The 24,123-nt window shown below is 71.5% G+C and carries 18 protein-coding genes and 1 pseudogene; 7 read left to right on the forward strand and 12 right to left on the reverse strand.

What is annotated here, in order from left to right; all coding sequences use genetic code 11:
• Nucleotides 1–85 precede the first annotated feature (85 nt).
• The 5 genes from SYYSPA8_RS33270 to SYYSPA8_RS33290 form a co-directional block, all read right to left on the reverse strand.
• Nucleotides 86–850 (reverse strand): anti-sigma factor, encoded by a 765-nt coding sequence (locus SYYSPA8_RS33270; RefSeq protein ID WP_323451152.1) that lies wholly within the window; start codon nt 848–850, stop codon nt 86–88.
• Nucleotides 847–1,431: a sigma-70 family RNA polymerase sigma factor gene (locus tag SYYSPA8_RS33275; protein ID WP_323451153.1), complete on the reverse strand. Its 585-nt coding sequence runs from the start codon at nt 1,429–1,431 to the stop codon at nt 847–849. The genes SYYSPA8_RS33270 and SYYSPA8_RS33275 overlap by 4 nt, the downstream gene beginning before the upstream one ends.
• 201 nt (nt 1,432–1,632) lie before the next feature.
• Nucleotides 1,633–2,373 carry a class I SAM-dependent methyltransferase gene (locus SYYSPA8_RS33280; RefSeq protein ID WP_323451154.1) on the reverse strand — a complete coding sequence of 247 codons (741 nt, stop codon included), beginning with the start codon at nt 2,371–2,373 and terminating at the stop codon, nt 1,633–1,635.
• A 99-nt stretch (nt 2,374–2,472) separates the two neighbouring features.
• Nucleotides 2,473–3,168 carry a class I SAM-dependent methyltransferase gene (locus SYYSPA8_RS33285; RefSeq protein ID WP_323451155.1) on the reverse strand — a complete coding sequence of 232 codons (696 nt, stop codon included), beginning with the start codon at nt 3,166–3,168 and terminating at the stop codon, nt 2,473–2,475.
• A 93-nt stretch (nt 3,169–3,261) separates the two neighbouring features.
• On the reverse strand, nt 3,262–3,924 hold the full coding sequence (locus SYYSPA8_RS33290; RefSeq protein WP_323451156.1) for a lysophospholipid acyltransferase family protein: 663 nt from the start codon (nt 3,922–3,924) through the stop codon (nt 3,262–3,264).
• A 196-nt stretch (nt 3,925–4,120) separates the two neighbouring features.
• On the opposite strand from SYYSPA8_RS33290, the gene SYYSPA8_RS33295 reads away from it, so the two are divergent.
• Both SYYSPA8_RS33295 and SYYSPA8_RS33300 read left to right on the forward strand, forming a co-directional pair.
• Nucleotides 4,121–4,642: a hypothetical protein gene (locus SYYSPA8_RS33295; RefSeq protein WP_323451157.1), complete on the forward strand. Its 522-nt coding sequence runs from the start codon at nt 4,121–4,123 to the stop codon at nt 4,640–4,642.
• Entirely contained in the window at nt 4,639–5,562 is a 924-nt protein-coding gene (locus SYYSPA8_RS33300; protein ID WP_323451158.1) for an ATP-grasp domain-containing protein, read from the forward strand. Before SYYSPA8_RS33295 ends, SYYSPA8_RS33300 begins: the two co-directional genes overlap by 4 nt.
• Before the next feature lie 56 nt (nt 5,563–5,618).
• Here the strand turns inward: SYYSPA8_RS33300 and SYYSPA8_RS33305 are convergent.
• A pseudogene (locus SYYSPA8_RS33305) lies at nt 5,619–6,782 on the reverse strand (MFS transporter); the annotation flags it as partial.
• Nucleotides 6,783–6,985: 203 nt separating this feature from the next.
• On the opposite strand from SYYSPA8_RS33305, the gene SYYSPA8_RS33310 reads away from it, so the two are divergent.
• Both SYYSPA8_RS33310 and SYYSPA8_RS33315 read left to right on the forward strand, forming a co-directional pair.
• Nucleotides 6,986–9,091, forward strand: coding sequence for a glycosyltransferase family 39 protein (locus SYYSPA8_RS33310; RefSeq protein ID WP_323451159.1), 2,106 nt, complete (start codon nt 6,986–6,988; stop codon nt 9,089–9,091).
• Nucleotides 9,092–10,109: 1,018 nt separating this feature from the next.
• Entirely contained in the window at nt 10,110–10,919 is an 810-nt protein-coding gene (locus SYYSPA8_RS33315; protein ID WP_323451160.1) for a transcriptional regulator, read from the forward strand.
• A 94-nt stretch (nt 10,920–11,013) separates the two neighbouring features.
• Here the strand turns inward: SYYSPA8_RS33315 and SYYSPA8_RS33320 are convergent, their stop codons facing one another.
• On the reverse strand, nt 11,014–12,087 hold the full coding sequence (locus tag SYYSPA8_RS33320; protein WP_323451161.1) for a prephenate dehydrogenase: 1,074 nt from the start codon (nt 12,085–12,087) through the stop codon (nt 11,014–11,016).
• A 416-nt stretch (nt 12,088–12,503) separates the two neighbouring features.
• Here SYYSPA8_RS33320 and SYYSPA8_RS33325 point away from each other — a divergent pair, with 416 nt between their 5' ends.
• From SYYSPA8_RS33325 to SYYSPA8_RS33335, 3 genes are all read left to right on the forward strand, one after another.
• A complete protein-coding gene (locus SYYSPA8_RS33325; protein WP_323451162.1) occupies nt 12,504–13,385 on the forward strand; it encodes a ParB/RepB/Spo0J family partition protein in 882 nt (293 codons plus the stop codon).
• Between the two features lie 37 nt (nt 13,386–13,422).
• Nucleotides 13,423–14,490, forward strand: a complete 1,068-nt coding sequence (gene hppD / locus SYYSPA8_RS33330) for a 4-hydroxyphenylpyruvate dioxygenase (protein ID WP_323451163.1) — start codon at nt 13,423–13,425, stop codon at nt 14,488–14,490.
• A gap of 79 nt (nt 14,491–14,569) precedes the next feature.
• Nucleotides 14,570–17,053, forward strand: coding sequence for an aminotransferase class I/II-fold pyridoxal phosphate-dependent enzyme (locus SYYSPA8_RS33335; protein ID WP_323451164.1), 2,484 nt, complete (start codon nt 14,570–14,572; stop codon nt 17,051–17,053).
• Between the two features lie 80 nt (nt 17,054–17,133).
• On the opposite strand, the gene SYYSPA8_RS33340 is transcribed toward SYYSPA8_RS33335, so the two are convergent.
• From SYYSPA8_RS33340 to SYYSPA8_RS33360, 5 genes are all read right to left on the reverse strand, one after another.
• The gene (locus SYYSPA8_RS33340) at nt 17,134–18,633 is read right to left on the reverse strand and encodes a tryptophan 7-halogenase (RefSeq protein WP_323451165.1); all 1,500 of its coding nucleotides are present in this window, start codon (nt 18,631–18,633) and stop codon (nt 17,134–17,136) included.
• Nucleotides 18,634–18,874: 241 nt separating this feature from the next.
• The gene (locus tag SYYSPA8_RS33345; RefSeq protein ID WP_323451166.1) at nt 18,875–19,900 is read right to left on the reverse strand and encodes an ABC transporter permease subunit; all 1,026 of its coding nucleotides are present in this window, start codon (nt 19,898–19,900) and stop codon (nt 18,875–18,877) included.
• A complete protein-coding gene (locus SYYSPA8_RS33350) occupies nt 19,897–20,820 on the reverse strand; it encodes an ABC transporter ATP-binding protein (RefSeq protein ID WP_323451167.1) in 924 nt (307 codons plus the stop codon). Before SYYSPA8_RS33350 ends, SYYSPA8_RS33345 begins: the two co-directional genes overlap by 4 nt.
• A gap of 35 nt (nt 20,821–20,855) precedes the next feature.
• Nucleotides 20,856–22,808: an ABC transporter ATP-binding protein gene (locus SYYSPA8_RS33355; RefSeq protein ID WP_323451168.1), complete on the reverse strand. Its 1,953-nt coding sequence runs from the start codon at nt 22,806–22,808 to the stop codon at nt 20,856–20,858.
• 11 nt (nt 22,809–22,819) lie between these two features.
• Nucleotides 22,820–23,647, reverse strand: a complete 828-nt coding sequence (locus SYYSPA8_RS33360) for an alpha/beta fold hydrolase (RefSeq protein ID WP_323451169.1) — start codon at nt 23,645–23,647, stop codon at nt 22,820–22,822.
• Nucleotides 23,648–24,123: the final 476 nt, after the last annotated feature.

The following is a 24,123-nucleotide window of genomic DNA, read 5'->3' on the forward strand; positions in this document are numbered from 1 at the left end:
GCCCGTACCCCGGTCGACAGGGGTACGGGCCCGCCCGTGCGGCCGTCCTGTTCCGTGCCGTCCCGTCCCCGTGCCCTCCGACGGGTCAGGCCGGCAGGCCCATCGTCGCGACGGGCGACGACGTCGGACGGGGGGATCCGCCCTCGGGCTCGACCGTGATGCCCATGCCCGACGCGGTGCCGACGGCGCCCCGCATCAGCACCGCCTGGCTCGCCCGGCCCGGGTCCATGACGCCGGCCGGCCGCATCACGCCCCCGTCCTCGAACCAGAGCTGGTAGACCTTGCCGCGCGGCGGCCCCGCCATCCCGGAGGCGAGGAACACGGCCCGGTCCCGGCTCTTCGACACCACCACGGTCGCCGTGGCACCGCCCGCCAGCCGTGCGGTGCCGCTTCGGGCGTCCGGCGCGGCCAGCACCCCGGTGATGCCGGCGATGTCGCCGGCGTGCCGCTCCGCCCGTTCGGCGCGCGCCCGCGCGTCCCCGGCCCGTTCGTACTGCCACAGCGCGGTCGTGCCCAGAGCCGTCGCCGCCGCCAGACACGCGGCCAGCGCCCAGCGCGAGGCCCCTCCGGCGCGGCGCGCGGACCGCCGGAGCCGGGCGGCGGGGGCCGCCGGGCCGGGCGGGAGCTGGCGTACGGACGTGACCTGGCCGAGGACCCGTTCCCGCAGGTCGGGGCGGGGGGTGACGGTCTCGGCGAGGGCCAGGCGGGCGGCGGCGGCCAGGAAGTCGGCGCACTCGCGCGCACAGGAGTCGCACCCCGCCAGGTGGCGTTCGAAAACGGCCCGTTCGTCGTCGTCCAGGGCGTCGAGCGCGTAGGCACCCGTCAGCGTGTGCGGATCGGTGCCGGTCACGCGCCCACCCCCAGGCAGTCCCGCAGCCGGATGAGACCGTCGCGCATCCGGGTCTTGACCGTGCCGAGCGGCAGAGCCAGCTGCTCGGCGACCTGACGGTAGGTCAGTCCCCGGTAGTAGGCCAGGGTGACCGACTGCCGCTGGAGCGCGGTCAGCGTGCGCAGACAGCGCCGTACCTGCTCCCGCTCCAGACGGGTCTCGACCTGTTCGGCCACCTCGTCGTACGCGGGGGACCGGTCCAGGAGGGCCGCCCGGTGGTCGCGGGCGGCGGCGGCCTCGGCCGACCGGACCCGGTCGACGGCCCGCCGGTGCGCGAGCGTCAGGATCCAGTTGACGGCCGTACCGCGCTCGGGCCGGTAGCGGGGAGCGGTGCGCCAGATCTCGACCAGGACCTCCTGCGCCACCTCTTCGGACTGCGCGCGGTCGCGCAGCACCGCGCGGACCACTCCGAACACGGAGCCGGCGACGGCGTCGTAGAGCGCGGCGAAGGCGTCCTGGTCACCGAGGGCGACCTCTCTCAGCAGCTCCCCGGGGTCGGGGCCGGACGACGGCTTCCCTCCGATGTGGACGGCTTCTTTCACGGAGCGTTCCTCCAACGGGGCGGGACGGGCCAGTATGTCCCGGGTAATCCGGAGCCGGGCCGCCCGTGGATGGGTCCGGCGGGGGAAGTTCCTCCCGTCCGGCCGTTGGTGGAGCGCCCGCCTTCCTGAAGGCCGTTCACCCACGCCCGCGTCGTGTCCCTGTCCCGACGGGCTCAGCTGTCGCCGCTGTCGCCGCTGTCGTCAGTCGCCGTCGGTCGCCGGGCGCCGCGCGACGAAGACGAACTCCCTGCCCGGCCGGTCGGGCGCGTCACGGACGTCGTCGATGACGAACCCCCGCTCGGTCAGGTCGGCCTCGATCTCCCGCCGCTCACGGAAACGCAGGGTCGACTCGGATGTCAGGGTCTCCCCGTCCGACGCGAACACGCAGGTCCCACGGAACGTCACGAGCGGCGGGCGCACGTCGACCAGGTCGTACCAGCTCTCGACGGAGCCGACGCCCGGGATCTCCGTGACCTGGTAGGAGGCCTCCCGGTGCCAGTTCTCCCAGGCGCGGCGGGCCGGGTCCCGGGTCTCGAACACCAGGCGTCCGCCGGGGCGCAGCGCTTCGTACGCCCCCCGCAGGGTCCCCCGCCACACCTCCGGGTCCACGATCGCCTGCGCCACGTTCCCCGTCATCGTCGCGAGATCGACGCTCAGCGGCGGCAGGGTGGTCGCGTCGCCGTCGATCCAGCGCACGCGCCCGCCGCCCGGCTTGCCCCGGGCCACGTCGACGGAGGCCCGGGCGGGATCGACACCGACGACGTCGATCCCGCGCTCGGCGAGCAGCAGGGCGAGCACCCCCGTCCCGCACCCGATGTCGAGGACGCTCCGCGCGCCGAACTCCTCCACGATACGGAGATACGGGTCGAGATCGCCGCGATCCGGGTCGAGCGGGTCGTAGATCGCGGCGAGCCGGGGATTGCGGAAACACTCGTCAGCCATGGGGGCGACGGTAAGTGGGTCCCGCCCGTACGGCCACTCATTTTCGGTGCCGGGGCGGTGGGGGAGGGAACACCGGCGGCCCGGCGCGGCCCGGCGCGGTCAGGCCGTGGCCACCGTGGTCGTCGTGGCCACCGTGGCTATCAGGGCGTAGCGTTCGTCGGCCACCGCGCGGCCCCAGAGGGTGGCGTCGGCACTGAGGTGCTCCACCCGCAGATCGGTGACGAGGGGGCGGAGAGCGGCGGTGAGGTCGCCGGCGCCGACGCCGCCGGCCCAGGGCAGGGCGCCGGCGCCGGGCACATAAGGGGTTCCGCCGCCCTCGCCGGACTCGCGCCAGCGGCCCTCGACGAGTACGAGGGTCCCGCCGGGGCGCAGCAGTGCGGCCCACTCCCGCAGCGCGGCATGCGGGTCGGGCAGGGTCCACAGGAGATGGCGGGAGAGCAGGACGTCGTACCGGTCGTCGCCGGTGGGCGGCCGGGCGGCGTCGCCGACGAGGAAACGGGCCGCCCGCCCGGCGGCCGCCAGCTTCGCGCGGGCGTGCACGACCATACGCGGGGAGAGGTCGACCCCGGTGACCCGGTGACCGGCCTCGGCGAGCAGGAGGGAGAGCGATCCGGTGCCGCAGCCCACGTCGAGTACGTCCAGGGGCCCGGCGGCGGGCCCGGACGGCAACCACGAGTTCAGCAGGCGGGCCCACGCGTCGCGGGTCTCCCCGGCCCGCAATCCGTGGTCGGGCTCCTCGTCGAAGCGGGGAGCGGCGGCGTCCCAGTAGGCGGATACAGCAGCGGAGATCGTCATCCCGTCAGCGTGCCACCCGCCACTGACAACGCCCCCTCGCGGCCGGACCGGCCCATTCGACATGTCCGGTGAGTTCGGTGTGTCCGCCGGTGTTCAGGAGGCGAAGGCCGCCGGCTCCCCGAGCCGTCGCGCGGCGGTGCGCCAGGCCGCCGTGACCCCCTGCTGGACGGCGGCGGTGGCGTCCGGGAGCGCGGCCGGCAGCCGCAGCGGCGCACCCAGGTGCACATGGACCCGGGGCCGCCGGACAGGAGCGGACAGAAAACCCGCGAGCTGCTTCACCTTGCCACCGGAGCTGATCCGCCGCGCACCCGCCTGGCCGAGGGGCACGATCCGCGCCCCCGTCACGGCCGCCAGCCGGGCCGGGCCGGTCCGGAACGCCTCGGGCGCGGCCTCCGCCGCGTCCCGCCGGTCGGGGATGCGGCCCTCCCCGTAGACCAGGACACAGCGTCCCTCCTCCAGCGCCGCCGACGCGGCGTCCAGCGCGTTCGCCGCGTGCTCGGTCCTGCGGTGGACCGGTATGTGGCCGCCGTGGTCGAGCAGCCCCCGCAGTACCGGTACGCGCCACAGCCCGGCGGCGGCCAGGACGACGGGCTCGATCCCCAGCCGCCGCAGCGCCGCCAGCACCACGCCGGGGTCCGCGAGGGACGTGTGGTTGGCGACGATGAGCGTGCCGGGCCCGGGAGCCGTCCGCTGTTCGCTGGTGACGGTCAGACGGCCGAGCACGGGCACGGCGGTCGCGGCGATACGGCTGAGCATGGCGGGAGCCCCCGTGGTACGGACGGACAGGACACCCCTATCCTCGCCGCCCGGGCGGCCCCCGTCCTGAGTGCGCGTACTCATCCCGCATCCGCGCCCGCCCCCTGTCCCGTACCGCATCAGCCGTCCCGTACGATCGCCGGAATCGTCCAAGTCCCCGACGAGGACCCGACGAGGGCCCGAGGGAGAGGCAGCCGTGCTGATCGGATCACGGGCCGGATTCGGCCTGGACCTGGCCACCGGGCTGGAGGGGCTGCTGCTCCACGCCGACGTGTTCGTCGGCGGACTCCTGGTCAACGCGGCCGACAACGCCTTCTACCCGCCCCTCCTCGCCCACTGCCTGGGCGGAGAACTCCGCCGCCACGGCTCGCCGTCCGGACGCCCGACCGGGTTCACCACCCCGGCGGAGGCGTTCCGTGCCGCCGAGCGCTGGGCGTTCCGGGACACCGGCGCGACCGAAGTCCCCGGGGACCCCGGGCCCGAGTTGGCGCGGTACGAGTTCCTGGAGTGGGGCGAGTGCACCGACGGCGTCACCGCGTACGCCTTCCCCGACGGCGACCGCGTCCACCTCGGCTGCCGGCTGCGCGCCGAAACCGGCCCACCGCAGCCGCCGGTCACGGTGACACTCGGCCGTACCCTGTTCGTCACGACACTGGAACGGGCCCGCGTCGTCGCCGCGGACATGTGGGCCGCCCGACCCGGACAGGACGGCACATGACCCGCACGGAGTCCGGTACGCCCGCCGACGTGTGGATCCTGCTGCGGGAGCGCCCGGCGGGCCCGGTGCGGAGCACCCAGGCGCTCCTGGACGCGCTGACGGAGACGTACGGATCCCGCTTCGCCGTGTGGCACACCGACGAACTGCTCATGGGGGTCACCGGCGGCCGGCTCGTGCTGCGGACCCTGGGCGGCGTCGACGTCCCCCCGCCCCGGGTCGTCCTGGTCCGGCAGGTGCCCGGCACCATGAGCGGCAACCGGGAGATCACCCTGCTGCGCCACCTGGAACTCCTGGGCGCCGCCGTGGTCAACCCGCCCGACGCCCACCGGCGCTGCGGCAACAAGATGGAACAGCTCCAGCACCTCGCCCTGGCCGGGCTGCCCGTACCCGACTCCCTCTCCTACGCGACGGCACCGCTCGCGGGTGTGGTGCGCGCCCCCGGGGTGCCGATGCCGTGCGTGGTCAAGTCCGGCAGCGGCATGGGCGGCGAGCAGGTGTTCCTGGCGGCGGACGGAGCGCTGCTGAGCGCCGTCGCGGGCAGCCTCGCCCAGGACGTTCCCTGGGTGCTCCAGGAGTACGTGACCCACTCGCACGGCCGGGACCTGCGGGTCGTCGTGGTCGACGGCCGGGCGGTCGCGGCGCAGATCCGTACCTCCGCCGACGGCTCCCTGACCGCGAACCTCGCCCGTGGCGGCACCTCCGAGGTCTGCACGGGCCGCTACCCGCGGGCCGAATCCCTCGCCGTCGCCGCCGCCCGCGCGCTCGGCCTCTCCATCGCCGGTGTGGACCTGCTGTTCGGTCCGGCGGAGCGGCCCGTCGTGTGCGAGGTCAACGCCGTCCCCGGCTTCCTCGCGTACACCTCCCGGGTCGTCACCGCGATCCTTGAGTACGCCGAAAGCCTGCTGACCGACGCCTCCTGACCGACGGTTCCCGACTGCCTGACTGCCTGCTGTCGACCGGTGCTCCGCGGACATCGTCAGTCCGCGTGGCCGCCGACGGCGGACGCCCGGTTGTCCCCGGCGGCCGGGGTCCTGCCCCCGGAGCCCGCGACCACCGTGCCCCGCGCCGCGCGGGCACGCCCCGCGAGCAGCAGGACCACCACGGTGGGCACCAGCAGCAGGCCGAAGGCCGCCCCGTAACCTCCGGACGGGGACGCCCCGGCGCCGATACCGGCGTTGAGCACGGCCGACGACAGGGCCATGACGGTGATCTGCCCCAGGTTCTGCGCGGTCTGCATCGCACTGCTCGCGTGCCCCTGCCGGCCGGGCGCGCTGTGCGAGAGCGACAGCACCGTCAGCGACGGGGCCAGCAGCCCCATGCCCACGGCTGCCACCGGCATGGCCGCCGCGGCGGCGAGCACCGGCGCCCCGGGGAGCGACCCGGCCACGGCGAGACCGGCCGCCACCGTCATGATCAGTGCGCCGACGGCCACGAGCCGGTGCCGCGGCCGCTCCTCCAGCAGCCGCCCCTGTACCCAGGAAGCGGCGGCCCATGCCAGGGCGGCGCCGGTGAACGCCAGACCGGTCACCACCGTCGACACGTTCCGCTCGTCGATCAGCATCAGGGGCGCGAACGCCTCGATCGTGAAGTACGTACCCGAAGACAGCCCGCAGAGCAGGACCGTCGCCGGCAGCCCCTGGGCCGCCCGCCAGGTGCCCGGGGGGAGCAGCCGGGGAGCGAGCACCACCAGCAGGGCGAAACCCCCGGCGGCGAAGAGCAGATGGCGCACGTCCCAGCCGGACACGCCGTACTGCGCCAGGGCCGCGCCGAGGCTCACCCCGGCGGCGAGCAGCAGCGGCGGACGGGACGGCGCGCTCCCTCGCGAGTCCGGGGCCGGGCCGGCCGGGTCCGCGGGGAGGGCCGGCCGGTGCCACGCGGCGCCCCGCAGGGCGACCGCCAGCACGATCGCGGGCAGCACTGTCAGCGCGGCCAGCCCGTGGAACACCATCCGCCAGGACCACCACTCCGACACCAGCCCGGCCAGGGGCGGGCCCGCGAGCGACGGAATGATCCAGCAGGCGCTCATCAGCGCGAGGGCACGCGGACGCAGCCTCTCCGGATATGCCTGGCCGATGGCGGTGTTGATCGACACGGCGACCATGCCGGCCGCCAGCCCGTCGGGGAACCGCCCGGCCGCCAGGTCGTTGTTACGGGCGCGGCGTCACCGCGTACCACTCGTTTTCCGGGGCGTGAGCCGGCGACCCGTACGGCGCTGTCCACCCCGTGCCGGTGGGCAAGCGTCCTGTGGGTCAGGCGAGTTGAACGATTCACAGGGTGCCGGTGAGAAAACTGATCAACTCGCAAGGATGGTGCGCACGGGACGCCCAAGCCAGAATGTGGCGGATGTTGAGGTTCTGGCGTTCACCGGCGGATCAGCCGTTCTGGGCCCGTCCCGCGCTGCTGGGCATCGCCGCCCTGGCGGCCGTGCTGTACTCGTGGAACATCCAGCGGAGCGGATACGCGCACTACTACGCGGTCGCTGTCAAAAGCATGTCAGTGAGCTGGGAGGCGTTCTTCTACGGTGCCCTCGACCCCGGCGCGACGATCACGCTCGACAAGTTGGCCGGGGCCTTCGTCCCGCAGGCGCTGTCCGCCCGCGTCTTCGGATTCCATCCATGGTCGCTGACGCTCCCGCAGGTGCTCTGGGGCGTGTTGTCGGTGCTGGTCCTGTACCGGGTCGTCCGGCGCTGGCTCGGTCCGGCGGCGGGCCTGCTCGCCGCGGGTCTGTTCGCCCTCACTCCCATCGTCGCCTCGATGTTCGGCCACTCCATGGTGGACGGGGCGCTGACGCTGTGTCTGCTCCTGGCCGCCGACGCGTTCGCCGTCGCGCTGGCAGGGGCGAAATCGCGCTGGCTGGTTCTCTCGGCGTTCTGGATCGGCGTCGGCTTCCAGACCAAGATGCTCCAGGCGTGGATGGTCGTGCCCGCGTTCGCCGTGACCTATCTGCTCGTCGCCCCGGCTCCCTGGCGGCGGCGGGTCGGGCACCTGGCCGTCGCGGGTGTCACGATGGTCGCCGTGTCGCTGAGCTGGGCGCTGCTGTACGTGGTGACGCCCGCGAAGGACCGGCCCTACGTGGACGGCACCACCAACAACCATGTGTTCTCCATGGTCTTCGGCTACAACGGGCTGGAACGTTTCGGTGTCCATGTGCCGGGTACGGTGCGGTCCGGTTTCACCGACGCGCAGAAAACGGGTGACCTGCGGTTGCCTCCCGGGCTTTCCCTGCCCGGCGCTCCAGCGGCCGGGAACCCCGCGCAGCCTGCGCAACCCGGAACGGTTCCGCCGCCGGGAGACACGAAACCGGAACCGGAACCGGAACCGAAACCGGAACCGGGAGCGGTACTGCCACCGGGCGACGCACAGCCCGCACCCGGCCCGGCGCCGGGCGCGCCGCCCGGTCCCGGTGCCGTGGGCACGCCCGGGGCGGCTCCCGCCCCGGACGCGGCCCCGGCCGCCATGGCGGAGCCTCCCCGGGCCTGGCACAAGCTGGTCGACGAACGGTACGCGACCCAGGTGGGCTGGCTCTACCCGCTGGCCCTGGCGGGCTTCGCGGCGGGCCTGTTCCTGCATCACCGCACCCGCCGCGGCGACCCGGTGTGGGGAATGTTCGTCATGTGGGGGTTGTGGCTGGCCACGTTCGCCGTGGTCCTCAGCCGGATGACCGTCCTGCACAGCGCCTACCTCGCCTCTCTCGCGCCCGCGCTGGCGGCGCTGGCGGCCGCGGGGGTCGTGCTGAGCCTGCGGCTGTACCGCGACGGACGGCTGTCGTGGCCGCTGCCGTCCCTGATCGTCGCGCAACTCGTCTGGACGGGGTGGCTCGCGTCCCGGTACGCCGACTTCCTTCCCTGGCTGACCTGGCTCTCCCTGGGCGGGGCCGCGCTCGCGGCGGCGGCGCTGACCGCCCGGGGCCGGCTGCGCCGGGCGGTCGTACCCGTGGCGGTGTTCGGTTTCGCGGCGGTGCTGGCGGTCCCGGGCGCGTGGGGTCTTTCCGTGCTGGACGCGAAGTACGCGGGCAGCGCCTTCGAGGCCGGTGCCGGACCGAGCGGCCCGGTCGGGGTGGACCTGGACGCCGACACGAGGGACACCCTCACCGACGCCCAGCGGCGCCTGGACCGCTATCTGGTCGCACAGGGGGACGGCGCCGCCCATCCGGCGGCCATGACCTGGCAGACGGCCGGCGAGTACATCATCCCCACGGGCCGGTCCTACCTGCCGCTGGGCGGGTTCTCCGGACAGGCCCCGCAGCCGACGCTCGCGCGGATACGGCAGCTGGTGGACGAAGGGGAGCTGCGGCACGTCGTGCTGGGCCGCGGAGGGGGCCTCCTCACGAACGACTCCGAGATGTACCGGATCCTGGTCTGGGCGGCCTCCGCGTGCCGTCCCGTACCCCCGGCCGAGCACGGTGGTGACGCCACGCTCCTCGTCTTCCGGTGCGACACCGCGGGCTGAGCGGTCCGCGGTCCGCACGGATCGCCGATGCGGGGCTCCGGCCCGGCCCGGCCTGTGAGCAGGGCCGGGCAGGGCCTGGCAGGGCCGGAGGCGGTGCCTGGGGGCTCCGGGATTCCGTGCCGGTCCGCACGCATGCGCTGACTGATCGTCAGCTATTTTTCTTCCTGTTTCTCCTGGACCGTGGATGCGTATTGCATTCACTGTTGACAATTCGGGAGGCCGGGGCCGGTCCGCCGGGGCGTGCGGGATTGTGGACGGCCATGGGCGGCCCTGTCGGTGATCCTGTCCGGTGTGCCCATTGCTATAGGGGTTTCAGGGGCTTTGGCTGATGGCCTGTGCCCGCCCGCCGGTTGCCCGTCATCCCCAAGTGATAATCGGCCGCGACTGGTTACACGCCGTATCGAGGTCCCTGTGCGGGCACCTGGGCAGCCTTGGTGGAATTGATGGCAGGATAGTTGTGCTTCCTTTGTGTGCCAGGGTAAGTGGTGAGTGCCGATAGCCCGGAATCACCAATTCCGCTACTCGCCGCAGCCGGTGATATTTTGGAGTAACCAGATTACTGAATGTAACCGCCGGGTCGGGAGGGCCTTGTCTACCTGGCAGTATCTGGAGGCTGAGGGCGAAAGTACCTGGACATGGCGCTGTGTGCTTGTGATTCTTGGTTCGGTGCGCGCGAGCCGACGCACGGATCCTGAGGGCCACTGTACCCACCAGTGGGGTTACCAACGGTATCCGTGGCGCGACGGTCATCGGGGTGAGTGCTCATAGGGGGACTGCATTGAGTTATTCAAACGCAGCAGTGAGAACTTTATTGACGACTGGAAACCTCGACATACCGATAGCGGATATCGCACGCGAAAGGCGTGAGGTGCTGACCGGGGCCGAAACAGTCACAGTCCATATTGCATCACTGGTGCCTGGTGAGTCCGTTCGGTCGGAAGGTATTGAGCAACCCCATGTCGCCGCGCTCGCGCAGATCGAGGGGCCACTTCCGCCGATTCTGGTCGACCGGCGGACCATGCGGGTGCTCGATGGAATGCACCGGCTCCTGGCGGCCCTGCTCAAAGGCCGGCAGACGATCGAGGTGGAACTCTTCGACGGCCCTCCGGAGGACGCATTCCTGCGGGCCGTCGAGGCGAACGCCGTACACGGGCTTCCGCTGTCACAGGTCGACCGCCGGGCCGCCGCCGCACGGATCATCATGTCCCACCCCCATATGTCGGACCGGGCGATAGCGCAGGTGGCCGGGTTGGGAGCGAAGTCCGTCGCCGCCATCCGGCGGTCAACCGCCTCCGTGCCGCAGTTGAACACCCGTGTCGGCCGCGACGGCAGGGTGCGACCCCTGAACGGAGCCGAGGGCCGGCGCCGGGCCATGAGGGTGCTCGCCGAGCACCCCGAGGCGTCGCTGCGCGAGGTCGCCAGGCTGTCCGGGGTGTCGCCCGCGACGGTCAGTGCCGTGCGCCGGCGCCTCGCCGCGGGCGAGTCCCCCTTCGCACGGGGCACGGAGCCGGGCGGGACATCCGGCTCCGAAGAGGACGGAAGACCCGGCGCCAGAACGGGACCGGGCTTCCGAAGGCCCCCGGCGTCCATGGATCCGGCTCGGCTGCTGGAGAAGCTGCTGCGCGATCCCTCCCTGCGGCACAAGGAAGGCGGGCGGCAACTGCTGCATCTCCTGCGCCAGAACGCTCTCGGCGTGCAGGACCTGATGGACCTCTCCGATGTCGTACCTCCGCACTGCCGGTCCCTGGTCGTCAATCTCGCGCGCCACTACCGGGACGCGTGGGACAGCTTCGCGGAGACGCTCCGTGATCCACCCGGAGCCTCCTGAGCCACCGCCCCTGGAGGCTCCGGCAGGGCCGGTCCCGCGCCGGGACCGGCCCGTGGGGCGGTGGCCGGGGGCGCCGTCGCCGGTGGCGGCGGACTCAGCCGCCACCGGTGTTCAGCCAACGGGACAGCTCCGCCGCCGAGTCCTTGCGCACCACCAGTTCGACGACACCGCGGGCACGGTCCCGCGCGTGCTCGATCCGGATGTCCTCGATGTTGACACCGATCTCCCCGACCGAGGCGAACAGCTCCGCCAGGGCCCCCGGCTCGTCGGAGATGGTCGTCGACACGGTCGCGAGTTCCGTCCGCCGGGTACCCGGTTTGCCGGTGATCCTGGAGCGTCCCCGGATCCCCTCCCGCAGCAGCTCGTCCAGCCGCTCCGCCGCGCGCCGGCGCTTCGCCGGGTCGGTGTCGGAGACGGTGCGCAACGCGTCGACGGCCTGGTCCAGGTCGGTGGCGAACATCTCCAGGACATCGGCCACGGCCCCGGCGTTGGAACGGAGGATGTCCCCCCAGAGCCGGGCGTCCCCCGCGGCGATCCGGGTGACATCGGCGACCCCCTGCCCCGACAGCCGGATGCTGTCCTCGGACGCGTCCGCCAGGCGGGCGGCCAGCAACGAGGAGATCAGGTGCGGCGCGTGCGAGATGAGGGCCACCGCGTGATCGTGCACATCGGCGTCCATGACCACCGGCATGCCGTCGCACAGCGCCACCAGCTCCAGCGCCCGGTTCAGCACCCCCTGGCCGGTCACCTCCGACGGGGTGAGGACCCACGGGCGCCCCTCGAAGAGATCGGCCCGGCCGGCGAGCGGCCCGGAACGCTCGGTGCCGGCCAGCGGATGGCTGCCTATGTAGCTGACGGGATCCGCCCGCATCGCGCGCACATCGTCGTGCGGGACCTTCTTGACGCTGGCGACATCGACATAGGCGCGGGCCAGGCCCCTGCCCTGGACACGCGCGAGCACACTGCCGACATGAGCGGGCGGTACGGCCAGCACCGCCAGGTCGACCTGACGGTCGGGCGGTGCCAGGGTTCCCGCGCCCATGGCCTCCGCCGTCTTCGCCGCTGTCCGGTCGACGTCCTCCAGGTGCACACCCACCCCGCGCCGGGTCAGCGCTAGCGCCACGGATGTACCGATGGCTCCGGTGCCGATGACTGTCGTGGTCCTCATCGTGCTCCCCTGTAGACGGTGATCCGGGAACCGGGATCCGTTCGACGGCAGGGCGGTCCCGGGAGCGGTGGCGAGAACTCCCATGACGGCCGGGCGCCGGTAATTCCGCGATTCCTCGATCGGTCCTCCAACCATTCCTCCAGGAGCTGGACTTCGCAATGCCCGGCGGGGCGACCGTCATAGCTGAAGATTTTTCAGGTGTTCAACTGAGGCGCCGCCCCGGTCGAACACAGTGGCGGTGGACCCGTCTTGTGCGGCATGGTGCTGAGTTGGTCACATCGATATGCGGTTCTTTCCAGTTCTAAGGAGTTGGACCCTTGCAGCCAGTGCTGAGCCACGACAACCTGCAACCGACGGAAGAAGTGGAAATAAAATCGCTCTCCATTGGTGGATCACCACGAATCTCCGGCGAGAGCATGGAGCACGTGGAGAGTTTGATCGCGGCCAGTGGACCCCTCCCGCCGATCACGGTGCACCGGCCCACCACCCGCGTCATCGACGGCATGCACCGGCTCCGGGCCATGACGCTGATGGGCCACAAGACGATCGCGGTGCGATTCTTCGACGGCACCGAGGAAGATGCCTTCGTCCTGGCGGTGAAGTCGAACATCGCGCACGGCCTGCCGCTGTCGGCGGCCGACCGGGGCCGGGCCGCCGAGCGGATCATCACCACCCATCCCCGCTGGTCCGACCGGATGATCGCCTCGGTCGTCGGCACCTCGGCCAAGAGGGTCGCGGAGATCCGCCGTACCGTCGGCCCCGACGGAACGGGCGAGCTGCCCCGCATCGGCCGGGACGGCCGGGTCCGCTCCCTGGACGTGAGCGAGGGGCGGAAGCTGGCCCACGACATGATCGTCAGTGATCCCGGCCTCTCCCTGCGCCAGGTGGCCCGCGCCGCCGGAATCTCGCCGGAGACCGTCCGCGATGTCAGGAACCGGGTGCTCCGCGGCGAGGACCCGGTGCCCGGTGGAAGGCCCCGCGGCCTCCCGGCGCGGACCACAGGACCCCAGCCCGCCGACCGCGCCGGGAGGACCGCCGTCGGATGCGAGGTGGCGCCGCCGCCGGCCGTGGTCGTGGAACGGCTGAGCGCCGATCCCGCGCTGCGCCTCAATGAGAACGGCCGCGACCTGCTACGGCTCCTGACGATTCATACGGTCCGCTCCGAGGACTGGAACAGAATCATCGAAAGCGTTCCGCCGCACCGCATGAGAACCGTCGCCCACCTGGCACGCTCCTGCGCCGATAAATGGTCCGAGGTCGCCACCCGCATCGAGCGCAACGCATCCCAGCTGACCTAGATTTTTACATTCCCGACACATCACGATGGAGGCGGAAATGGATATTCGTTCGGTCGATCACGTCGAATTCTATGTGGAGGACGCTGAGGAAACGGCGGGCCGGCTCTGCGATTCCTTCGGGTTCGTGATCGCCGGCCGCGGCGGGCCGGGCACCGGCCTGCGCGGCTGCGAGTCGGTCCTGCTGCGCCAGAACGACATCGCCCTGGTGCTGACCACGGCCACCGACACCGGCCACCGCGCCGCCGAGTACGTCAAACTCCACGGGGACGGCGTCGCCGTCATCGGACTTGAGGTGGACGACGCGCGGACCGCGTTCGAGCAGGCCGTGGAGCGCGGCGCCGTCCCGGTCGCCCCGCCCGAGGAGTTCGGGCCCGTGGGCCGGAGGGTCACCTTCGCGACGGTGGGGGGATTCGGCGACGTCGAGCACCGGCTCGTCTCCCGGGAGGGCTCCGGAGGGCCGTTCGCGCCCGCCATCGCGGACACCGGCGCCCCGCGGACGGACGGCATCCTCAAGCGGGTCGACCACTTCGCGGTCTGTGTGCCGGCCGGTCAGCTGAGCCGGACCGTCCGCCACTACCAGGAGGTCTTCGGCCTCAGCCAGACCTTCGAGGAGCGCATCGTCGTGGGCTCGCAGGCCATGGACTCCAAGGTGGTCCAGAGCACCTCCGAGAAGATCACGTTCACGATCATCGAACCCGACACCACCCGCGACCCGGGCCAGATCGACGCGTTCGTGGAGTCCCACGGCGGCGCCGGCGTCCAGCACGTCGCCTTCCTCACCGACGACATCACGGACGCCGTGCGCACCAGCGCGGAGCGCGGCGTACGCTTCCTCACCACGCCGAAGAGCTACTACGACATGCTGTCCGCGCGCCTCGGCGAGATCGGTGTCCCGGTGGCGGAGCTGAGCGCGCTCAACATCCTCGCCGACCGCGACCGGTCGGGAGTCATGCTCCAGATATTCACGGAGACCACGCACCCGCGGCGGACCTTCTTCTACGAGCTGATCGACCGCCGCGGCGCCCACACGTTCGGCAGCAACAACATCCAGGCCCTGTACGAGGCCGTCGAACGCCAGCAGGCGGCCGACGCGGCGCCGGCCTGACCCGGGACACCCGGCACGGGACCGGGCACCGACCTTCCACCACCGATGTCTTCTTCGTCCGCCGTGAAGTGGGGCCTTGATGGAATTGACGCTCGCTGAGTTCGCCTGGCTCGCCCAGAAGCGGCTGGACCCCCCGGTCTGGGACTTCATCGAGGGCGGCGCCGGAGAGGAACGGACCCTCGCGGCCAACACCGCCGCGTTCGACCGGATCTGCCTGCGCCCCTCGGTCCTGCGGGGTGCGGACAGCCCGGATCCCACGGTGAAGATCCTGGGCCGGACCTGGGACGCGCCCCTGGCGGTCGCCCCCGTCGCCTATCACACGATCGCGCACCCCGAGGGCGAGCTGGCCACCGTCCGGGGAACGGCCGCCGCGGCCGGCGTCCCGGTCGTGATCAGCACCTTCGCGGGCCGCACCTTCGAAGAGCTGGCCCAGGCGGCCGACATCCCCCTCTGGCTCCAGGTCTACTGCATGCGGGACCGCTCGATCACCCGCGGCCTCGTCGAGCGTGCGGAGAACGCCGGTTTCGAGGCCCTCGTCCTCACCGTCGACGCGCCGCACCTCGGCCGCCGCCTGCGGGACCTGCGCAACGGATTCCGGCTGCCGCCGGGCATTCTCCCCGCCAACCTCGCGGGCGACGGGTTCGCGGAGCCCGCCGCGCACTCCCGGACCGGATTCGACCCCGGCCTGGACTGGTCGGTGGTGGACTGGCTGCGCTCGGTCTCGGCCCTCCCGATCCTGGTGAAGGGGATCCTCACGGGCGCCGACGCGATCCGCGCGACGGAGGCGGGCGTGGACGGCATCGTGGTCTCCAACCACGGCGGCCGCCAGCTCGACGGCGTACCGGGGACCCTCGACGTACTCCCCGAGATCGCGGCGGCCGTCGGCGGCCGGGTCCCGGTCCTCCTCGACGGCGGGGTGCGCCGCGGCCGGGATGTGCTGGCGGCGCTCGCGCTCGGCGCCGACGCGGCCCTCATCGGCCGCCCGGTGCTGCACGGCCTCGCCGCCGGCGGGGAGGAGGGCGTGAAGGGCGTCTTCACCGTCCTCCTGGACGAGCTGACCGACGCCATGGCGCTGGCCGGTCTGAAGACCGTCACCGACATCGGGCCCGCGCTCGTCGGCCCGGCCCCGCACCCCCTCCGTCACGGCGGCGGGGCCTTCCCCACCGTCCCCGTCGGCCCTGCCGTCCCGACCGGCGGGACGGGCCGGGGGACCGAGGCGGACCGGCCGTCCGCGACGGTGCCGGACGGCGACCGGCCGCACCGCACCGACCTGCACCTGAGCGACCTGCACGCGAGCGTCGCCGACCCGGTCATGGGCACCATGAACTTCCTCAACGAGGTGACCCTGCGCTACCCCCGGGCGGTGTCCTTCGCCCCCGGGCGGCCCTACGCCGGATTCTTCGAGACCGAGCAGATCTTCGGCTACATACGCCGCTATCTCGACCACCTCGCCGAGCAGGGCAACTCGCCCGAGCAGGTGCGGGAGACGCTGTTCCAGTACGGGCCGTCCGCCGGGCTGATCCGTGGGCTGATCGCCGAATCCCTGCGGGCGGACGAGGGCATCGACGTACCACCGGAGTCGATCGTGGTGACGGTGGGCTGCCAGGAGGCGATGTTCCTGGCGCTGCGCGCGCTCATGGCAGGCCCCCAGGACGTGCTGCTCGTGTCCAGCCCCTGCTACGTGGGGATCACCGGCGCCGCCCGGCTGCTGGACATCGCGGTGACCGCGGTCGACGAGGACGGGACGGGCCTGTCGTGCGCGGCCCTGGAGGCCGCCGTCCTGGCCGAACGGGCGCGCGGCAGACGCCCCAGGGCCGTCTACGTGGTCCCGGACCACTCGAACCCCTCCGGCGTCACCATGCCGCTGGAGACCAGACGGGCCCTGCTCGAACTGGCCGCCCGCCTCGACCTCCTCGTCCTGGAGGACAGCCCCTACCGCCAGGTCAGCCCCGGCCCGCAGGTGACGGCGCTGAAGGCCCTCGACCGGGACCGGCGGGTGATCCACCTGGGCTCGTACGCCAAGACCGTCTTCCCCGGCGCGCGCATCGGGTTCGTGGTCGCCGACCAGCCGGTGCGGGAGCCCGACGGCGGTACGACCCTGCTGGCGGACCACCTGGCCACGATCAAGAGCATGGTGACCGTGAACACCTCGCCGCTCAGCCAGGCGGCGGTGGCGGGCGCCCTGCTGGAGTCCGGTGGCAGGCTCTCCCGGCTGAACGAGGAGACCGCCGCGTACTACGGGGAGGCCATGCGCTTCACCCTGGAGTGCCTGGCGCGGGAGTTCCCCGCCGGGCACAGGGAACGGCTCGGCGTGAGCTGGAACGAGCCCGGCGGCGGCTTCTTCCTGACGCTCCAGGTGCCCTTCCGTGCCGACAACGACGCGCTGGCCCGGTGCGCGAAGGAGTTCGAGGTCATCTGGACCCCGATGTCGTACTTCTATCCGCAGGGCGGCGGCCACCACACCATCAGGCTCTCCACCAGCTATCTCACCCATGCCGACATCGAGAAGGGCATCTCCCGGCTCGCCCGGTTCATCGCGTCGCAAGCGGCGCCGGCGGCCTGAGCCGGCCTGAGCCGGCCTGACGAGAAGGGCCCGGCCGACCGGCCGGGCCCTTCTCGTCATGCCGGGGACGAACCCTGCCGTCAGGCCGGATCCTGCTCCTGCCAGAACATGCTGTCGGGCGACGCCACGAGACCGCCCTCGAAGACGGGGATGTCATCCCCCGCGTACTCGCCCAGCTGGGCCTTTGTCTGGACCTGAGAACCCTCCTGCATCGCCTGCCGCACCACCGCCGACCGGAACAGCGGAGCCATGTTCTCCTCCCCCTGATCCACCAGGGAGTCGATGGCGTCCGCGAACTCCGCCGACCGCTGCTTGAGCCGCAGGGCACCCGACTCGGCGTCGGTCAGATCGAAGTCGGCACTGGACATGCCGGCCACCAGCTCGACGAACGACTCCAGCTCGGCGTGATCGCTCTTGATGACCTTCTTCGCCGACCAGAAGTACGAGTCCTCGTCGACGTGCATGTCGTAGAACGAGGTCAGGAACTCGTAGAAGACGCCGTACTCCCGGCGGTACCGCGCCTCGAACTCGTCGAAGGCCCGCTGCTCGCCGATCTTCCCCGCCAGGACGCTGTTGATCGAACGGGCCGCCAGCAGCGAGCTGTAGGTGGCCAGATGGACACCGGAGGAGAACACCGGGTCGACAAAGCACGCCGCGTCGCCGACGAGCACCATGCCCGGCCGCCAGAAGGTCGTGTGGTGGTAGGAGTAGTCCTTGCGCACCCGCAGCTGCCCGTACTGGCCGCTCGTGACGCGGGTCGCCCCGTCCAGATACTCCTTGATCATCGGGCACTCGTCGATGAGGCCGCGCAGCGCGGCCTCCGGGTCGCCCTGGATCTTCGCCGCGTCCTCCCGGCGGACGACCGCGCCCACACTGGTCAGCGTGGGGCTGAGCGGGATGTACCAGAACCAGCCGCTGCCGAACGCCACACACAGGATGTTGCCGGAGTTCGGCGGATCCAGCCGTTTCCCGTTCTCGAAATACCCGAACAGGGCCAGGCTGCGGAAGAAGTCCGAGTACTTCCGCACACCGCCGACCTGCTTGTGGATCCGGCTGGTGTTGCCCGAGGCGTCGACGACGTACTGGGCGGACACCTCGCGCTCGGTGCCGTCCGGGTCGGTGTAGCGCAGCCCGGACACCCGCCCGTCGCCGTCCTCCACGACCTCGGTCACCGTGCGGTTCTCCCGGACCTCGACGCCCCTGCGGGCCGCGTTGTCCAGCAGGATCTTGTCGAACTTGCTCCGCTCCACCTGATAGGCGAACGAGGTCGGACCCGACACCTTCGACGAGACGGAGAAGGAGAAGTTCCACGGCGTGGAGTTGGCCCCCCACCGGAAGGTCCCGCCGCGCTTGTGGGGAAAGCCCGCCGAGGCCAGCTCGTCGGTGACCCCGAGCAGATGGCAGATGCCGTGAATGGTGGAAGGAAGCAGGGACTCGCCGATCTGGTATCTGGGGAAGGTCTCCTTCTCCAGCAGCAGGACACGGTGCCCCTGCATGGCCACCAGTGTCGCGAGCGTGGAGCCCGATGGGCCACCGCCCACCACCACCACATCGAATTCCTCGTGCTGTGCTGTGCTCATTCGGCCTCCCGGAACGCGCCGCTGTGGTCATTGCACTGGGGATCCTCTGCCAGAGTTCCACAGGCCGCGACGGTTCCCCAGGCTGGACGGCATCCCCTGCCTGGACACCGGGACGGTAGGTGCCGTGCACCGGGACGGAAGGTGCCGTGCGCCCTCGTACGGGACGGTCCCGGGAACGAAAAAACGGGCGCCGCCGGGAAGGTTCCCGGCGGCGCCCAGACGGCGCGGGTCGTACGGGGGATTAACTGACCCGGCGCCGAATCCGCCAGAGGCCGAATCCAGTGAGGATCCCGCTGATCAGAAGATAGATCGCGGTCTCCAGCCACTGGAACGCCCAATAGCGGCTCTTGGGGTGGTAGCTGACATCCACATGAAGGTCCTGCTTGGCGAGGCACACGGCGGCGTCACCGAAGGTGCCGCCCGCACCGGTCTTGGGCGGGGTGTCGAGGCAGCCGTTGAACGTGGCCCCGTCGAGGGTCTTGCCGTCCTTCGTCCGCAGCGGGCTCGTCTCGGCGATCCACGCCTCGGGCTGCCCGGGGATCTTCACCCCGTTGATGACGGGCCCGCCACCGATGCTGCCCAGGCTCTGGGCCTCGTTGATGGACTGGGCCGACATCGCCAGCGTGGTCCTCTCCGGCGAGATGAGGGCCGGCCGCACCACGTTGGGGAAGAAGAACTGGAAGACGAGGAAGCCGACGAGGGTCACGGCCATCGCGGGCAGGGTCTTGCGCAGCAGGAGCCCGAGGATGGTGCCGAGGGTGAACGCCAGTGCCGCATAGCCGATCGGGGTGATGTTGCGTGCCCCGAACACGAAGGTACTGAACTCGTTCCTGATGACCTCGTCGAACGGACTGGCCGCCCAGGTGAGCAGCGCGGCGGCCGCACCCGTCAGGATCATGGAGGCCACACCGACCAGCAGGATCTTGCTGAGGAGCCAGCGCGGGCGGGTGACGCTCTGGTTCCACACCAGCCGGTGGGTGCCGTTCTCCAGCTCCCGGGCGATCAGGGGAGCGCCCCAGAAGGTGCCGATGACGGCGGGGATCAGGCCGAGCCCCGCCGCCAGGAACAGCAGCGTGTTCTCGTGTGCGCCGCGGAACTGGCTCCTGGCCTTGGCGCAGTCGGCCGCGTTCTGACAGTTGGCCTGATAGACCTCGTACCCGTCGCGGACGTCCCCGCCGACGTACAGCAGATAGACGGCGATGAGAGCCAGCGCACCGGCACCGGCGAGTGCCTGCACGCGAAACTGCCGCCAGTTCAACCACATCATCGCGTGCCCTCCCAGGCTGCCGCACCGGCCGGGGCCGCGGACGGGCCGGCCGCCCGGGTCATGTATCCGAGGACGAGTTCCTCCAGCGAGACGGGCTCGACCTGGAACGGCAGGGAGGAGGGGTGTACGGAGGTGCGGACCACCGCGGTGCTGTGCTGCCCGCTGTGCTCCACCGAGATCACATCGATCCCGGCGGGCAGCCGGTCCAGCCCGCCCCGGGGCGCGACCAGCCGGGCGTGCCCGGCCAGCAGGTCCCTGGTGTCGCCGGCGACCTGCACCCGTGCGTCGCACAGCACGATGATGTAGTCGCAGACCTGCTCGATGTCACCGAGCAGATGCGAGGAGAGGATGGCGCTGGCGCCCAGCTCCAGCACGAACTCCATCAGGTTCTGCAGGAACCCCTTGCGGGCCAGGGGGTCCAGCGCCGCGGCCGGCTCATCGAAGATCAGCAGCTCCGGCCGCTTGGCCGCCGCGATCGTCAGCGCCAGCTGCGCCCGCTGGCCGCCGGAGAGCTGTCCCGCCTTCTGCGCGGGGTTCAACCCGACCTGGCTGATGCGCCGCTGGGCGAGGGCGGGATCCCAGGCCGGGTTCATCTTCGAACCGAGCTTCAGGTGCTCGGCGACGCTGAGCGTGCCGTACACCGGTGTGTTCTGGGCGACGAACCCCACTCGGGCCAGGTGCGACGCGTCGGCCGCCGGACGCGCCCCCAGCACGGTCAGCGATCCGGCCGTCGGCTCGGTCAGCCCGCAGGCCAGGTGCAGGAGCGTCGACTTGCCGGCCCCGTTCGGGCCGACCAGACCGATGACCCGGCCGGAGGGGATGTCGAGGTGCACGTCGTTCAGGGCCAGTCTGCCGCGGCGGCCGTACTGCTTGGTCAGTCCGTCCGCGTGGAGAGTCAGAGGGGGGTCTGCGTTTGGCATGACCCCATACTCCGAAATCGGCGGCCCTCCCGGCATCAGCCCAAAGCACGGTTCCCATTTTCGGCGACCGTACTTTTGGCCGGTTCGGCTCCCAGGTCCCGCTGCTGCGCGAACTGGGTCCGGTACAGCTCGGCGTAGAGACCGCCGTTGCTGATCAGCTCGTCGTGGGTGCCCCGTTCCCGGATCCTCCCCTCGTCGATGACGAGGATCTGGTCGGCGTCGTGGATGGTGGAGAGCCGGTGCGCGATGACCAGTGAGGTACGGCCGGCCAGGGCCGTCTTGAGGGCCCGCTGGATGGCGAGTTCGGACTCGGAGTCCAGGTGCGCGGTCGCCTCGTCCAGGACGACGATGGGAGGCGACTTGAGCAGCAGCCTGGCGATGGCGAGCCGCTGCTTCTCCCCGCCGGACAGCCGGTAGCCGCGGTCGCCGACGACGGTGTCGAGGCTGTCGGGCAGCTGGGAGATCGTGGGCCAGATCCGCGCGGCCTCGCACGCCTCGATCAGCTCGGGTTCGGTGGCGTCCGGCCGCGCGTACAGCAGATTGGCCCGGATCGTGTCGTGGAACAGATGCGCGTCCTGGGTGACCACGCCGACCGCGCCGTGCAGCGAGCCCAGCGTCAGGTCACGGACGTCGTGGCCGCCGATCCGTACCGTTCCGGAGGTGGCGTCGTAGAGCCGGGGCACCAGGTGGGTGATGGTGGTCTTGCCCGCGCCGGAGGGGCCGACCAGCGCGGTGAGCCGCCCGGCGGGGGCGTGGAAGCTCACCTCGTGCAGGACGAGCGCGTTCTCGCCCTGTTCGCTCTTGCTCAGCGGCGCCGACTCCAGGGAGGAGAGGGACACCTCCTCGGGCGAGGGGTAGCGGAAGGCGACCCGGTCGAACTCGACCGGGGGCGCGGTGTCGTTCCCCGGTCCGGAGGCCGCCAGCCGCTGGGCGCCGGGCCGCTCGGTGATGATCGGCTCAAGGTCCAGCACCTCGAAGACGCGGTCGAAGCTGACCAGCGCGGTCATGACGTCGACCTGGATGTTCGTCAGCTGGTTGATCGGGTTGTAGAGCATGATCAGCAGGGCGACCAGGGCCACCAGCGTGCCCAGTTGCAACGTACCGTCGATGACGAACCAGCCGCCGAAGCCGTAGACCATGGCGGTCGTGATCGTGGTGAGCAGGCTGAGGAGGATGAACAGCAGGCGCCCGTGCACGGCCATCGAGATGGCGATGTCACGGACCCGGCTCGCCTTGCGGGCGAAGTCGGTGGCCTCCTCGTCGGGGCGGCCGTACAGCTTGACGAGCATCGCGCCGGCCACGTTGAACCGCTCGTTCATCATCGAGCCCAGCTCGGCGTCGGTCTGCATGCCGCTGCGGGCCAGCCGCCCCAGCCGATTGGCGATGATCTTCCCGGGGATGAAGAAGAGCGGGATCAGCACCAGGGCCACGAGGGTGATCGGCCACGACAGGTAGAACATCGCGCCGAGGACCAGGATCAGCGTCAGCACGGTGGACAGCGACTGCGAGAGCAGCGAGGTCAGTGCCTGCTCCGCGCCGACGACATCGGTGTTGAGCCTGCTGACCAGGGATCCGGTCTGGGTACGGGTGAAGAACGCCAGCGGCTGCCGCTGCACATGCGCGAACACCTTGGTCCGCAGATCGAAGATGAGTCCCTGACCGACCCGGCCGGAGAACCAGCTCTGCGCGTAGATCGCCACCACGTTCAGCAGGGCGAGTCCGACGACGATCCCGGCGAGCCCGAACACCACCGACTTCTCACCGGGGATGATGCCCTCGTCGATGATCTCCTTGAAGAGCAGCGGGATCGAGACCGTGATGACGGAGTCGACAACCGTCGCCAGCATCACGACCGCCAGCGACCGGCGATAGCGCATGGCGTAGGGGATGATGCGCTTCACCGTGCCGGGTTTGATCGGCTGCGGCTCGACCAGTCCCTCGACACGTAGTCCTATCGTGCCCAGACTCGGGTCGTCTCCTATGGTCACGGAAGCTCTCCTCAGTGGTTGTCGAGAAACTCGATGATCGCGGCGTTGAACGCGTCCGGCCGTTCGAGATAACCGAGATGGCCGCAGCCGGGGATCTCGACGAGATCGCAGTCGGGGATGGCCCCGGCGACCTCCGCACCCAGGTGCGGCGGGGCGATGAGATCGTCGGCGAAGGTGACGACCCGGCAGGGAGCCTTCACCCGGCGCAGCGCCGGGCGGCGGTCCCCGGTGAGGTCGGCCCAGGCGTGCCGGGCCTGCGCCGCCCCGCCGCCGGACATCTCGAAGACGCCCAGCCAGGCCGCCGCGGCGCTGTCGTCGTCGAGGGTCGCCGGCGAGAACATCTGGAACACCGTCATGGCGGCCTCGTATCCGGCGGGCAGTCGCACACCGCTCTCGACCAGCGCCCTCTCCGCCTCGGAGAGGGCGCGGCGCGCGGTGTCGGTGCGGGCCCGGGTCGCGGCGAGCACCGCGCACCGCACGAGTTCCGGGTGGTTGATCGCCAGTTCCTGCGCGATCATCGAGCCCAGGGAGGTGCCGACGATCCGGCAGGGCCCCAGGTCCAGTGCCTCGATCAGCGCCTTGGTGTCGCCGACCAGGTCCGCGAGCGTGTATCTGCCCGGTGGCGCGGCGGAGGGCGGGACCCCCCGGTGGTCGAAGACGACGGTCGAGTGGCCCGCCGCGTGCAGCGCGGGTGTCTGGTGCGTCGTCCAGACCCGGCCGGACGAACCCGATCCCATGATCATGAGGACCGGTTCGCCCCGGCCCGAACGGTCGTAGGCGAGCCGTATCCCGCCCGCGGTGACGAAATCCGTGGTGTTCCGGCCGGCGGCGTAGCCCATCCAGCTCTCCATCCTCGTCGTCGGAGGTCCAGTCGTCGAAGGCCCGGTCGTCGAAGGCCCGGCGGTCCGCGGCCGTCGGGCCGGGGCCGCCCCGCGGGCCGGGCGCCAAGGCGGCGGGCGGGCCGCCGCCGGACGTCCGTTCCCGCGTCCGGGGCGGGACGCGAGGATCGCGAGCCGGTGCACGGGACACCCCTCGGCGGAGGCGGGGGGTGTCCCGCGCCTCGGGCACGGAAGGAGCGGAACGGCCGGGGCCGCGCCGGTCCCGGCAGGATCGTGAGGGGGATCCGGTGGGTCACTATCGCACGCGTCCGGGCCGTCGGCGCCGTCTGTGGCACCGGCGGCGTGGACACCTCCTGTCACGCCGTCCAACTGCGGTGATGCTGTCGGTTGGACAGCCGCCGGCAGCGTCCATGCCCGCTGTCGGCGATGGTTGATACGCCGTGCGGGCCTCGGTCATATTGAGCTGCCCCGAGCCT

It is taken from the genome of Streptomyces yaizuensis, from assembly GCF_034961445.1.
Lineage (GTDB): Bacteria > Actinomycetota > Actinomycetes > Streptomycetales > Streptomycetaceae > Streptomyces > Streptomyces yaizuensis.